At 67.2% G+C, this 13,142-nt stretch carries 10 protein-coding genes; 6 read left to right on the top strand and 4 right to left on the bottom strand.

The genetic code is table 11. The features are described from left to right. The 5 genes from CK620_RS10105 to CK620_RS10085 all read left to right on the top strand — a co-directional run bounded on the left by CK620_RS10105 (position 1) and on the right by CK620_RS10085 (position 8,822). Positions 1-2,082 (top strand): TonB-dependent receptor, encoded by a 2,082-nt coding sequence (locus tag CK620_RS10105; RefSeq protein ID WP_095550194.1) that lies wholly within the window; start codon positions 1-3, stop codon positions 2,080-2,082. 76 nt (positions 2,083-2,158) lie between these two features. Beyond that, the gene (gene dnaG, locus CK620_RS10100) at positions 2,159-4,240 is read left to right on the top strand and encodes a DNA primase (protein WP_095550193.1); all 2,082 of its coding nucleotides are present in this window, start codon (positions 2,159-2,161) and stop codon (positions 4,238-4,240) included. Positions 4,241-4,260: 20 nt separating this feature from the next. Further along, on the top strand, positions 4,261-5,322 hold the full coding sequence (locus tag CK620_RS10095) for a helix-turn-helix transcriptional regulator (protein WP_179290623.1): 1,062 nt from the start codon (positions 4,261-4,263) through the stop codon (positions 5,320-5,322). A gap of 525 nt (positions 5,323-5,847) precedes the next feature. After that, positions 5,848-8,097, top strand: coding sequence for a TonB-dependent siderophore receptor (locus CK620_RS10090; protein ID WP_095550191.1), 2,250 nt, complete (start codon positions 5,848-5,850; stop codon positions 8,095-8,097). 248 nt (positions 8,098-8,345) lie between these two features. Beyond that, positions 8,346-8,822 (top strand): DUF302 domain-containing protein, encoded by a 477-nt coding sequence (locus CK620_RS10085; RefSeq protein ID WP_238945858.1) that lies wholly within the window; start codon positions 8,346-8,348, stop codon positions 8,820-8,822. A 105-nt stretch (positions 8,823-8,927) separates the two neighbouring features. On the opposite strand, the gene CK620_RS10080 is transcribed toward CK620_RS10085, so the two are convergent. After that, positions 8,928-9,509: a copper chaperone PCu(A)C gene (locus CK620_RS10080; protein WP_095550190.1), complete on the bottom strand. Its 582-nt coding sequence runs from the start codon at positions 9,507-9,509 to the stop codon at positions 8,928-8,930. A 326-nt stretch (positions 9,510-9,835) separates the two neighbouring features. Between CK620_RS10080 and CK620_RS10075 the strand changes: the two genes are divergently transcribed. Beyond that, a complete protein-coding gene (locus CK620_RS10075; protein ID WP_095550189.1) occupies positions 9,836-10,048 on the top strand; it encodes a hypothetical protein in 213 nt (70 codons plus the stop codon). A 54-nt stretch (positions 10,049-10,102) separates the two neighbouring features. Here the strand turns inward: CK620_RS10075 and uvrB are convergent, their stop codons facing one another. The 3 genes from uvrB to CK620_RS10060 form a co-directional block, all read right to left on the bottom strand. Further along, on the bottom strand, positions 10,103-12,166 hold the full coding sequence (uvrB, locus tag CK620_RS10070) for an excinuclease ABC subunit UvrB (RefSeq protein ID WP_095550188.1): 2,064 nt from the start codon (positions 12,164-12,166) through the stop codon (positions 10,103-10,105). A 156-nt stretch (positions 12,167-12,322) separates the two neighbouring features. Then, the gene (locus CK620_RS10065; protein WP_095550340.1) at positions 12,323-12,796 is read right to left on the bottom strand and encodes a PIN domain-containing protein; all 474 of its coding nucleotides are present in this window, start codon (positions 12,794-12,796) and stop codon (positions 12,323-12,325) included. Positions 12,797-12,801: 5 nt separating this feature from the next. Further along, positions 12,802-13,050 carry a DUF6364 family protein gene (locus CK620_RS10060; RefSeq protein ID WP_095550187.1) on the bottom strand — a complete coding sequence of 83 codons (249 nt, stop codon included), beginning with the start codon at positions 13,048-13,050 and terminating at the stop codon, positions 12,802-12,804. Positions 13,051-13,142: the final 92 nt, after the last annotated feature.

The following is a 13,142-nucleotide window of genomic DNA, read 5'->3' as shown; positions in this document are numbered from 1 at the left end:
ATGCGCCTTCATCCACCTTTTGTCTTGTGCTGCCTCAGCCTGGCGCTGCTGCCAGCGTATGCCACGCAAGCGGGCGACAGCGCGCAGCCAGACCGCGAGGCGGCCACGCTGCCCGCCGTCGTCGTCTCGGCCAGCAAGCGCGACGCCGAGCTGGAACAACTCAACGGCGCCGCCAGCGTCGCCAGCCGTTGGGCGCTGGAGGACGCCCAGGTTGCCAGCACGCAGGAGCTGGGGCGCGTGTTCCCCGAGCTGCAAATGGCCTACAGCGGCAGCCAGCTCTACCCGCAAATCACGCTGCGCGGCGTGACCTCGGCGCAAGACTTCTACAACCCGGCGCTGACGGTGTACGTCGATGGCGTGCCGCAGGTGCCCACCGCCGCGCTGCAATCGCTGCTGGACGCCGAGCAGGTGGAACTGCTCAAAGGCCCGCAAGGCACGCTCTACGGCAAAAGCGCCCAGGGCGGCGTGCTCAACATCGTCACGCGCCAGCCGGACAACAGCGCGCAGGCGCTGCTGCGCGCTGGCGTAGCCAGCCACCGCGGGCACCAGGCGCAGGCCAACATCTCCGGCCCGCTGGTGCGCGATCTGCTCTACGGCGCCGCCTCGCTGTCCAGCCAGCGCACGAGCGGCCCTTTGCACAGCGACGTGCTCGGCTCTGATCTGGGCGGCTCGCGCTCGCGCGCCGGTCGGCTCAAGCTGCGGCTGGCGCCCGCCGCTGCCCCCTGGGAGCTGGGCCTTGCCGCCGCGCGCGACTGCATGCGCGGCCAGCAAGACGTTTACACCCCTTTCGACGCCATCGACGCACGCACCGCCTATACCATGCCCGGCCTGCCCGAAGCCTGGCGCGAAGTGCGCCAGCAGCGCTGCACCAACAGCCTCACCGGCTCAGGCCAGTACCAGTGGCAGGACTGGCAACTCAGCGCCATTGCCAGCACGCAGCGGCTGCACCTGGATGCGCGGCAATTTCCCTTTGCCATGCAATATTCCTGGCAGCCCGAGCACTGGCGGCAAAACGTGCAGGAACTGCGCCTGGCCACCCGGGCTGGCGTTGCGCGGCGCTGGAATGGCGTGTTCGGCCTGTACCGGCAGGACGTGCGCCAGCAGCGCGACTACACCATCGACTTCGTTTTGCCCGTACACAGCCCCATGCTGCAAAGCCACTCGCACAACCGCAGCGAAACCCTGGCCGCCTACGGCGACATCACCTGGCGCCTTACCCCAAAGCTGGATCTCACTGGCGGGCTGCGCTTCTCGCGCGACAGCGCCCGCACCCATTTCGAAGGGCACATGATGGGCAGCCCCATCGCAGGCCAGCGCCGCACGCGCGAGCACACCACTTTGGGCCATCTGGCCGCGGGCTACCAGTTCAGCAGCGCCTGGCGCGGCTACCTCAACCTGGCGCAAGGCTACAAGCCAGCGGGCTACAACCTCGCGCCCACCAGCCTGGCCGATGCCGAAGGCTTTGACCGCGAGCGCTCCACCAGCATCGAAGCAGGCGCGCGCTACAGCACCGACAGGCTGCGTTTGCAACTGGCGCTCTACCGCATCGCCACGCGCGACGCCCAGCTCTACGGCGACAGCCAGATGGGCACCCAAACCCTGAAAAACGTCGGCGATACCCGCTCCAGCGGTCTGGAACTATCGGCCCAGTGGCGCGCCAGCCCGGCTTGGACGCTGGCGGCCTCGGGCTTCGTCAACCAGGCGCGCTTTCGGCGCTACAGCGCCAGCAGTTGCCAAGGCTGCGGGCGCAACCGCGTCCCCTTCACCCCCAGCCATGGTCTGAGCCTGAGCGCCACGGGCCGCGTGCCACTGGGCCAGACCACGCTGCGCCCACAACTGCGCCTGCGCCACACCGGCGCTCACTATTTCGACAGCGCCAATGCGCTCAAGCAAAAGGCCTACACCCTGGTGGACGCCGCACTGGCCTGGAGCCCATCGCCCCAACTGGAGCTGAGCCTTTACGCGCACAACCTGACGGACAAACGCTACCGCAGCTATGGCTTTGCCTACGGCCCGCTGGGCAGCTTTGCGCAAGTGGCGCCGGGCAGAAGCCTGGGGCTGACGGTGACCTGGGCGTATTGAAGAAGCCCCGCTGCACCCTGCTGCGCCACGGCGATAATGCGGCCCTTTGCCCCAGGCAGTTTCCTGCCCGCACGCCGTGGCCATTCCGCAGCATTTTCTGGACGAGTTGAACGCGCGCACCGACATCGTCGATGTGGTCGGGCGCTATGTCACGCTCAAAAAGGGCGGCGCCAATCTGCTGGGGCTGTGCCCGTTTCACGAGGAAAAGTCGCCCTCTTTCACCGTCAGCCCGAGCAAGCAGTTCTATCACTGCTTCGGCTGCGGCAAGCATGGCAACGCCATTGGCTTTTTGATGGACTATGCCGGCTTGGGCTTTGTCGATGCCGTCAAGGAGCTGGCGCAGCGCGCCGGCCTGCCCATGCCGCGCCAGGAGCGCGAATCGCCCACGCAGGCGGCCGAGCGCCAGCAGCGCCGCCAGCAGCAAAAGACGCTGGTCGAACTCAACGCCCAGGCGGCTGCGGCCTACAAGCAGCACCTCAAGCAGGCCAGCGAGGCCATTTTGTATCTGAAGGGCCGGGGCGTGAGCGGCGCCATCGCGGCGCGCTTTCAGCTGGGCTACGCGCCGCCGGGCGAGCATACGCTGGCTGCCGTGTTCCCAGACTACGCCGACCCGCAACTCGAAGACGCCGGCCTGGTGATCTACAAGGCTGAAAGCGGCCGCCGCTACGATCGCTTCCGCGACCGGCTGATGTTCCCGATCCGCAATGTGCGCGGCGAGACCATCGGCTTTGGCGGGCGCATCATGGGCAACGGCCAGCCCAAGTACCTGAACTCGCCGGAGACGCCCATCTTCCACAAAGGCCGCGAGCTGTATGGCCTGTTCGAGGCGCGCCAGGCCATCCGCAGCCAGGGCTATGCGCTGGTCTGCGAAGGCTATATGGATGTGGTGGCGCTGGCGCAGTGGGGCTTTGCCAACGCCGTGGCCACGCTGGGCACGGCCTGCACCGAGCACCACGTGCAACTGCTGCTGCGCCACACCGATCAGCTGGTGTTCGCCTTCGACGGCGACAGCGCCGGGCGCAAGGCCGCAGCCAAGGCGCTCGAATGCGCCCTGCCCTTTGCCGACGAGCGCCGCAGCATGCGCTTTCTGTTCCTGCCCAAGGAGCACGACCCAGACAGCTTTATCCGCGAGCGCGGCGAGCAGGCCTTTGCCGAGCAGGTCGAGCTGGCCATTCCGCTGAGCCAATATCTGCTGCAAGTGGCCAGCCAGGATTGTCAGCTGGCCACCGCCGAGGGCCGTGCGCGCATGGCGCACCGCGCCCTGCCGCTGTGGGCCATGCTGCCCGAGGGGGCGCTGAAGCTGCAAATCCGTGACGAGGTGGCCCGCATCGCGCAACTGGCGCGCGAAGACTTGCAGCAGCTATGGCAACAACAGGCCGCTGCCTTGCGCCCTCAGCCCACTCAGCGTAGCCCGCATCCGCAGCCTGACGCCGCCAGCGCGCGCGCGCTCGGCAGCGCCTACGCCCCCGCCGCCATGCCGCCACCGCTGCACGAGCCGCCCATGCAGGCCTGGCCCGATGAATTCGACGGCCCGCACCAGGGCCTGCCCTACGAGCCACCACTGGACGGCATGCACGACGGCGGCGCGCCGCAATACCCGCCTGCTGCGGCCTGGCCCGGCGAGCCCGCGCCCCATGCCTGGCCGCGGCGCGACGGGCAGCCGCCCACATGGCGGCGCAACGCAACGCACGGCGGCGGGTTGGGCGGCCTGGGCGCTGCGGTGCGCACGCCGCAGCGGCTGCGCCCGCTGCGGCGCGAGGAACACGCCGCCTGCGTGCTGCTGGCCCACATGCCCCTGCTGGAGAGCCTGAGCCAGCAAGACCTGGGCCTGCTGTGCCGCCTGCCCGCACCGGACGGGCAGCTCTTTGCCTGGCTCGACGACCACTACCAGCAGTACGGCGCGCAAAGCTGGGCCGAGCTACAGCCGGCGCTGCAACAGGCCCCGCCCGCCGCCCTGGCCCGGCTGCTGCCGCACATCCAGCGCATCAGCGAGCATCCGCTGGAAGACTACCGCGACGAAATCGCCAGCGCGCTCAAGCACATCATGATCCGCCAGCTGCAAATCGAGATCGACGCCGTGACAAAAACCTACGGCCACGACAGCCAGGCCGGCGCCAAGCTGCGTCAACTCACCAGCCACCTGGCCGCGCTGAAGTAAAGCCCGTCATGCCGCCGCCCATGGATTGCGCCGCATCCACCGCCGAGCCTGCCAGGTCAGCCACGGCACAGCAGCTGACCGTGGCCGAGCTGGTGCGCCTGGGCCAGCGCAGCGGTTTTGACTACCGCTTCCCGCAGCTGGAGGCGCAGCGCGGCGACATCGGCGCCATCTGCGTGGCCTGCGGCCAGGTGCAAGAACATGTGCTGCGGCCAGGGCTGAAGCTGGTGCTGTCCGATCTGCAGGTGCAGCACAGCTACCAATCGCATTCGCACAATGCGGCTGCTTTGTCGGTCAGCGCGCTGTTGCAGGGCCAGGCCGAGGTGCGCCTCAACGCCAGCGGGCGGGCAGCCGACAGCAGTGTGTCGCTGCGCGCGCGCCACTGCGCCGGCATGGTGTACGACGAGGCCACGGCGCTGTCTGGCCACCATGCCGCAGGCCAGCGACTGCGCAGCGTCAGCGTGGTGCTTGAGCAGGCCCAGGCGCTGGGCGCAGACCCGCAACTGGCCGAATGGGCGCAGCAGGCCCTGCGGCCAAGCCGGCCTCAACTGCAGCGCTGGGCCCTTGATCGGCATTTGCTGCAGACCCTGCAGGCGCTGTTCGCCCCAGCCATGCTGCCGGCCGCGCAGGCGTTGCTGCGCGAGGGCCTGGCGCTGCAAATGCTGGCCCAGGCGCTGCAGCCCCTGGCCGCCACAGACCAGCGCCGCGACAGCGCAGCGAGCACCAGCGAGGTCAAGCGCCAACACGCCGCCACACGGCTGAGCGAGCGCGACCGGCGCCTGCTGGCTCGCGTGCATGAGCAATTGCGCGCCGCGCCCGGCCAAGCCTACACGCTGCACGAGCTGGCGCAGCTGGCCTGCATGAGCCCCAGCGTGCTGCGCGTGAAGTTCCAGCTCGCCTACGGCTGCACGGTGTTTGACTGGCTGCGCAGCTGCCGCCTGGAGCAGGCGCGCCAGCAGCTCGAACAGGGCAGCAGCATCGCCCAGGCAGCGCTGCTGGCCGGCTACGCCCACCCCACCAACTTCACCGCCGCCTTCCGCGCGCATTTCGGCCTGGCCCCCAGCGCCTGGCTGCGCCAGCGTTGAGCCTACGCAGTGCGCGGTCGCATTGCGTCATTGCGCATCGCCTTGCCGCGTTTGCGCATAGCCGGCAGCAGCAGGCGTTGCCGATACTGTGGCGCGCACAGCCAGGCCCTTACCTGCCAACGCGGCAGCCCAGGCCAAGCCATGCCTGAGCAACAGCTCTCAGAAACCGGCTCTCGGATCCTTCGCTCCGCACTCATGCCCCCCTGGCATCGGGCGATCTGCTGCGCCCGAAGAATCGCCCATGGCGCCAGTCATGGGCCGTGTTGTGCACATTGCAGCCCCCAGCCGTGGGCGAGCGCCATGCGCGGCGATTGTGAGAGCCTGTTCAAAATCTTTGCACGGCGGTCAAGAGAGCGGATTTGGGCGCTCTGCTGCGCCCGCAAAGCCTCGCCATAGCCCCAGCTATGGCTGCGTTTTGCGCCTTGCAGCCCACCCCAAACCGCTTCTTGCCCACTCGCACCGAGATTTTGAACAGGCTCTGAGAGCGGGTGTTTTCCCATTGCTTTTTCATCCCACTGCACTGCCATGGCCTCGATCTGCCCACCCCGCGCCGCTTCTGCGCCTGCACGCCCACCCTACCCCATCACTGGCCTGGCCAAAGCCCTGCGCCTTTTGAGCGTGGGCAGCGCCCTGCTGGGCCTGACCAGCGCATGGGCGCAAGCTGCGCCCACCCCTTCAACATCTGGGGCCGAGCTGGAGGCCATCACCGTCACCGGCAGCAGCCCCGAGGCGCTGCTGGAGACCGAAGGCGCCGGCAACTACACGGCGCGGCTGAGCAACTCGACCACCGGCATCCCGCAAGAGCTCAAGGACAGCACCCAGTCCGTGAGCATCGTCACCAGCCAACGCATGCTCGATCAGCCTGAGCTGGGCCGCCTGATCGACGTGCTCAACAACGCCACGGGGCTGAGCTCGCAGCAAAACGACATTGACCGCTTCAGCATTTCCGCGCGCGGCATGAACGTGGGCAGCGTCTCCTACGATGGCGTGACCAACTACTACGACACGCGCTTCAACTACGGCGACAACCTGATGGACACGGCCTTGTACGACCGCATCGAGATCGTGCGCGGCGCCACCGGCTTCATGACCGGGCCAGGCAATCCCTCGGCCTCGATCAACCTGGTGCGCAAGCGCCCGCAGCGTCAGCTCCAGGGCAGCGCAGCGCTGGGCCTGGGCAGCTGGGGCCTGCGCCGCGCCCAAGCCGATGTCTCCGGCCCGCTGAACCAGGCCGGCACGCTGCGCGCACGCGCCGTGGGCGTGCGTCAAACGCGCGATTCCTTCATCGATCGCTACAGCGAAGCGCGCAGCACCCTCTACGCCACGGCCGAGACCGATCTTGGCCCATACAGCACGCTGCGCCTGGGCGCCGATTGGCAGCGCAGCACCCCAACCGGCACCATGTCCGGCGGACTGCCGCTGTTCCACAGCGACGGCAGCCTCACCCGCTACGGCCGCTCGGTCAACACCGCGCCGCACTGGGCGCATGCGCGCACACGCAGCCTCAACAGCTATCTGACGCTGGAGCAGCGCCTGGGCAGCGGCTGGCAGGCCACGCTGAACTACACGCACAGCGACAACCGCCTGGACTTCAACAACAGCTACGTCGCTGGCCATCCAGAGCCGCTGGGCAACACCGGCATGGCCACCAGCTACATCAACCACATCAGCGGCAGCCGCGTGCAGCGCACGCTCGATGCCAAGCTGCACGGCCACTACCGCGCCTGGGGCCGCACCCATTTGCTGCGCCTGAATTACAACCACAACCGCAACCGCTACGACAACGGTTACCACAACCCGCTGCCGGGGCAGTTGCCGCCCAGCTGGGGCGATTTCAGCCGACCGGACTTTGATCTGCCCCAACCGCAGTGGCTACCAGAGCGCTTTACGGCGCTGCGCGGGCGCCGCACGCAAAACGCCATCTCCGGCATCACCGAGCTGGCGCTGGCCGAGCCGCTGGCGCTGACGCTGGGCCTGCGGATGAACGGCTACCGTGTGCACGACGACAGCTTTGGCCCCTACTTCACGCCCTACAGCAACCGCCTGCAGCGCGCCTCGCACTACCTCGGCCTGAGCTACAAAATCGGTGCGCAGCATGCGCTGTACGCCAGCTACACAGACATCTTCCAGCCCCAATCGACGCTGGATGCGCAGGGGCGCTACCTGGATCCGGTGATCGGGCGCAACTACGAAGCGGGCTTCAAGAGCAGGTTGCGCGAAGGCCAGCTCAATCTGGCGCTGGCCGCCTTCGAAACCCGGCGCGACAACGTGGCCGTGGCTACCGGCGAGCGCCTGCCCGGCGGCCAGCCCGTGTATCGCGCCGTCAATGGCGCCAAGACGCGCGGCGTCGAGCTGGAAATCTCCGGCGCCCTCAGCCCGCGCTGGAACCTGCACGCTGGCTGGAGCAGCTTCGTCGCGCGCGATGCGCAAGGCCAGCGCATCGGCCGCGAAACGCCCAACCGCAGTTTCAAGCTCTTCACTACCTATCGCCTCAGTAGCGCGCTGGCGGGGCTGCAAATTGGCGCTGGCCTGAACTGGTACGGCGCCACGCAACGCACGGTGCGCAACCCGCAGCGCCAGAACGTGCTCATCGGCCAAGGCGCGCACCAGATCGCCAGCCTGATGCTGCGCTACGACGTCAACCGCGCCGCAGCGCTGTCGCTGCACATCAACAACCTGTTCGACGCGCATTACTACACCAACTATGGCCAGTTCACCCAATACCAGTGGGGCGCGCCGCGCAACGCCATGCTGCGCCTGAGCTACCAGTTCTGAGAGCCTGTTCAAAATCACGGCGCGAGTGGGCAAGAAGCGGTTTGGGGTGGGCTGTAAGGCGCAAAACTCAGCCATAGCTGGGGCTATGGCGAGGCTTTGCGGGCGCAGCAGAGCGCCCAAATCCGCTCTCTTGACCGCCGTGCAAAGATTTTGAACAGGCTCTGAGCCCACTGCGCCGACACCGGCCACACGCTGCTGGCCGGTATCACCTATCATTGCCGCCCTGTTTTGACACAAGGAGCATGAAATTGCTGAAACTCCCCAAACTCCATAGCTTGGCGCTCGCCCTGGCCATGCTGGGCGGCACGGCCATGGCCGCCGATGAGGCCAAGAAGCCGGCCGAAGTGGACGGCCTGCTGACGGTCCAAAGCGCGCACTCGGCCGCAGAGTCGGTCAAGCGCATCGAAGAGGCGCTCAAGGCCAAGGGCCTGACGATCTTCACCGTCATCGACCACCAACAAGCCGCCAAGGACCATCAACTGGACATGCCAGCGGCCAGCGTCATCGTGTTCGGCAATCCCAAGCTGGGCACGCCGATGATGCAGCAGGCCCCCACGCTGGCCATCGACCTGCCCTCCAAAGTGCTGGTCTGGGAAGACGGCAAGGGCCATGTGTTCGTCTCCATGAACACCGCCAGCTACATGGGCCAGCGCCACCACCTGCCCGCGGACGTGACCGCGCCGCTGGCTGGCCTGGAAAAACTGGTGCCGGCTGCAGTGCAGTAAGTGCGGCAAGTGCAATAAGCACTGCCACACCACGATCCAAAAAAAAGGGGCCATCCAAGGCCCCTTTTTTGTGTTGGCCGTTACCCGGCCGATTGTTGCTCTTGATCAGTGCGCCTTGCCGTGGCCTTCATGGCCGGAATGACCTTGCTGGCCCTTGCCGTGTTCGGCATGGCCGTCGCCATGGCCGTGCCCGTGGTGCTCGTGCCCGCCCATTTTGTGCTCCTTGACCGGCACCTGAATGTCGATGGCGCCGACCTTCTCGAACTGCAGCGTCAGCGAAATGGTTTGCCCGGCTTGCAGCGGCTGCTTGAGCTGCATCAGCATGACGTGCAGCTTGTTGCCCTGACCCAGCGTCAGGCTTTGGCCAGCGGGCAGCTCGATGCCTTCGACCTGGAACATGCGCATGACATCGTTCTCGATCTTCATGTCGTGCAGCTCGGTGCGCTCGGCCACTGGGGATGAGGCGCTGACGAGGCGATCGGCCTGCTGGCCATGGTTGGTCACGGCAAAGTAGGCGCTGCTGTTGGGCACGCCCGGGCGGCTGGCGCGGGCGTGCGGGGCGCTGATCTCCAGCTCCTTGAGGCGGTACTCCTGCGCTTGCGCCAGACCAGCGCCAGCGCCAACTGCAGCCAAGCCCAGCAGCACAGTCGCAGCCATGCGGGGCAGACGAGTCAAAGAAAAAGACATGAAAAGCTCCTGAGAAAAAAGAAAGCGGGCCTGCGCCGCACCAAGTGCTCAAAGTGCGCCAGGCCATGTGGCGATGCGCCGCCCTGTTGGCAAGGCATGGCCCAGCAGCACGCGCCAGATGCTCAGCCACGCCAACAGCGGTGTATGCAGACGCAAAAATGCCTTGTTTCAAGCCCAATCAGCGCCGGATTCTAGGGCTTGTCCCGCAGTGCCACTGGCAAAGGCCTGGCACGGCGCTTCATGCGCAGCGCACCGAGGCTGCGCAGGCATTTCACACAGTGCAAGGATGCTTGGGGCTTGTCATCCACAACCCACCCAAGCCGACCATGCTTGCCTTTGCCCTGACGCCCCCCGCCCCTTCGGGCGCCCCTGCCCATCCTGCCGATGCCTGCAGCTTGCAGGCAAGCGGCCAACTGCCTTGCCTGGCACAAGCCACAGCGCCTGGCGCGCCGCGCGGGCTGCGCCGCCTGGCGTTGGCGATGCAGTGGGCCGCGCAGCGCCATTTGCAGCGCCGCGCGCGCCGTTGCCATACCGATTGATGGCGGTACGCGTCGGCCATGGCCGCTTGGGCCGCTTGGGCCGCTTGGGCCGGCTCAGCCCGCGCCGAACAGGTGCTGCCTGAGCTGGGCCAGCTTGTCGCGCAGCGCGGCGGCCTGCTCGAACTCCAGGTTGCGGGCGTGCTCGTGCATTTGCTTTTCCAGCCGCTTGATCTCGCGCGAGGCGTCTTTCTCGCTCATCTCCAGCAGCTCGCCGGTGTAGGCGGCCTGCTGGGCCTGGGCCTGTTTCTGCCGATCGGCTTTTTCGCTGTAAACGCCGTCGATGAGGTCGCGCACCTGCTTGCGGATGGTGCGCGGCGTGATGCCGTGGGCCTGGTTGTGGGCCATTTGCTTGTCGCGCCGCCGCTGGGTCTCGCCAATGGCGCGGCGCATGGAGTCGGTCATCTGGTCGGCGTACAGAATGGCCTTGCCACGCGCGTTGCGGGCGGCACGGCCAATGGTCTGGATCAGGCTGCGCTCGGCGCGCAGAAAGCCTTCCTTGTCGGCGTCCAGAATGGCTACCAGGCTGACCTCGGGGATGTCCAGCCCCTCGCGCAGCAGGTTGATGCCCACCAGCACGTCGAAGCTGCCCAAGCGCAGGTCGCGGATGATTTCCACGCGCTCGACCGTGTCCACATCGCTGTGCAGGTAACGCACCCTGACGCCGTTTTCCGTCAGGTAGTCGGTCAGCTGCTCGGCCATGCGCTTGGTCAGCGTGGTGATGAGCACGCGCTCGTCCTGCTGCACGCGGCTGCGGATTTCCTGCAGCACGTCGTCCACCTGGCTGGCCGCCGGGCGCACTTCGATTTCCGGGTCCACCAGGCCAGTGGGGCGCACGATTTGCTCGACGACCTTGCTGGCGTGCTCTTGCTCATAGGCCGCGGGCGTGGCCGAGACGAACACCACCTGGCGCATGCGCTGCTCGAACTCGGCGAACTTCAGCGGCCGGTTGTCCAGCGCGCTGGGCAGGCGAAAACCGTAATCGACCAGGGTTTGCTTGCGCGCGCGGTCGCCGTTGTACATGGCGTTGAGCTGACCGATCATCTGGTGGCTCTCATCCAGGAACATCAGCGCATCGGCGGGCAGGTAATCGGTGAGCGTGGGCGGCGGCTCGCCAGGCTGCGCGCCTGAGAGGTGGCGGCTGTAGTTCTCGATGCCCTTGCAGTGGCCCACTTCGCTGAGCATTTCCAGGTCGAAGCGCGTGCGCTGCTCCAGCCGCTGGGCCTCAACCAGCTTGCCCATCTCATGCAGCTGCTGCAGGCGCTCACGCAGCTCAATCTTGATGGTCTCGATGGCGGCCAGCACCTTCTCGCGCGGCGTGGCGTAGTGGCTGCTGGGGTAGACCACGAAGCGCGGCACCTTTTGCACCACGCGGCCGGTGAGCGGGTCGAACAGGTGCAGCGCCTCCACCTCATCGTCGAACAGCTCGATGCGCAGCGCCAGCTCGGAGTTTTCCGAAGGGAACACGTCGATGGTGTCACCGCGCACGCGGAAGGTGCCGCGCGCAAAATCCATGTCGCTGCGCCGGTACTGCATGCGCACCAGTTGCGCAATCAAGTCGCGCTGATTGGCCAGGCCCCCACCGCGCAGAATCAGCCGCATCTGCATGTAATCCTCTGGCGCGCCAATGCCGTAGATGGCGCTGACGGTGGCCACGATCACCACGTCGCGCCGCTCCAGCACGCTCTTGGTGGCCGAGAGGCGCATCTGCTCGATCTGCTCGTTGATGGCCGAGTCCTTCTCGATGAACAGATCGCGCTGCGGCACATAGGCCTCGGGCTGGTAGTAGTCGTAATAGCTGACGAAGTACTCCACCGCGTTTTTGGGGAAGAACTCGCGGAACTCGCTGTAAAGCTGCGCCGCCAGCGTCTTGTTGGGCGCGAACACGATCGCCGGCCGCCCCAGCCGCGCGATCACGTTGGCCATGGTGAAGGTCTTGCCCGAGCCGGTCACGCCCAGCAGGGTCTGGAACACCTCGCCGTCCTGCACGCCTTCCACCAGCTCGGCAATGGCCGTGGGCTGGTCACCCGCGGGCGGATAGGGCTGGAACAGCTGAAAGGGGGAATCGGGGAAGGTGACGAATTGGCCCTGCTGCGGGGCCGGCGGCGTAGCTGTGGACATGGGTGCCAAAGGATGCAACCGCATTGCGGCGAGAAGAAGCGCAGCACAGGGCATGGCGCAACCAGACAAAGCGCAGATTGTGCCTGCCCTGCTGCCCGGGCCGCCGCGTTCGGCCTGGCGCGGCTTGCGCGCGGGCCTTGGTCTTTTTTTGGGGGATCAGCCCGCAGCCAGCCACTGCGCCGGGGTGTGCACTGGCAGGCTGCAGAGGGCGAAGTCGCGCACATTGCGCGTGATGATGGCCTGCGCGCCGCAGGCCTGTGCAGCGGCGGCGAGCACGGCGTCTTCAAAGTCGGCCATGGGGCTGCGCAGCGCGGCGTCCAGCACGGCGCGGGTGACGGGGGCCACGCCGCACAGGGCCAGCAGGTCTTGCAGCATGGCGCGCGAGCGCTCACGCCCCACTTGCTTGCAGGCCAGGTAGTCGATGGTCGTCAAGGTGGTGGCGCACAGCACGGCCTGCAACTGGCCCCGCTCGGCCTGCTCGAACAGGGCGCAGGCCTGGGCCGCAAAGGGCTGGCGCAACAGCAGCAGGTCGAGCACGACGCAGGTATCCAGCAGCACCGTCTGGCCTGGCGGCAAGTAGCGGGCGGGCGGCTCCTGCACGCTGGCGGGGGCGCGGGGGCGGGCGGCCATGGGCATCAGCCGTGTTTTTGCAGCAGGTGCTGGCGGTAATCGTCCTCATCCAGCGGGCTGCCCTGCAGCGCGCCCAGCAGGCCTCTGGTGCGCGGCGCGGCGGCCGCTGGCGGGGCTTGGGGCGGCTGTGGTTGGGTCAGGCGGGCGAAGTACGCGGCCACCAGCTCCGAGACGGAGCGGCCATCGCGCTCGGCATAGGCCTTGGCCTGGCGAATGAGTTCGGCGTCCAAACGTAGGGTCAACTTGGTTTGCATGGCGGCCTCTCTGAATGACGTATCAAGATAGAAAAATTGTACGTCAGCGCATGCAAGAACATGCTCTACCCTCCAGCGCGCGCCGCTGCAAG

Origin of the sequence: Vandammella animalimorsus, from assembly GCF_002285285.1 — a bacterium.
In the GTDB taxonomy this organism is placed as follows: Bacteria; Pseudomonadota; Gammaproteobacteria; order Burkholderiales; family Burkholderiaceae_C; genus Lampropedia; species Lampropedia animalimorsus.
Note: the sequence above shows the minus strand (reverse complement) of the source record. Positions and strands in the feature narration are given on the sequence as shown.

Bases quoted from the DNA above. Each gene is read 5' to 3' on its own strand.
- CK620_RS10060 (WP_095550187.1), bottom strand. From the start codon at position 13,050: ATGCAAACCAAGTTGACCCTACGTTTGGACGCCGAACTCATTCGCCAG.
- CK620_RS10075 (WP_095550189.1), top strand. From the start codon at position 9,836: ATGCTTGCCTTTGCCCTGACGCCCCCCGCCCCTTCGGGCGCCCCTGCC.
- uvrB (WP_095550188.1), bottom strand. From the start codon at position 12,166: ATGTCCACAGCTACGCCGCCGGCCCCGCAGCAGGGCCAATTCGTCACC.
- CK620_RS10105 (WP_095550194.1), top strand. From the start codon at position 1: ATGCGCCTTCATCCACCTTTTGTCTTGTGCTGCCTCAGCCTGGCGCTG.
- CK620_RS10080 (WP_095550190.1), bottom strand. From the start codon at position 9,509: ATGTCTTTTTCTTTGACTCGTCTGCCCCGCATGGCTGCGACTGTGCTG.
- CK620_RS10065 (WP_095550340.1), bottom strand. From the start codon at position 12,796: ATGGCCGCCCGCCCCCGCGCCCCCGCCAGCGTGCAGGAGCCGCCCGCC.
- CK620_RS10095 (WP_179290623.1), top strand. From the start codon at position 4,261: ATGGATTGCGCCGCATCCACCGCCGAGCCTGCCAGGTCAGCCACGGCA.
- CK620_RS10090 (WP_095550191.1), top strand. From the start codon at position 5,848: ATGGCCTCGATCTGCCCACCCCGCGCCGCTTCTGCGCCTGCACGCCCA.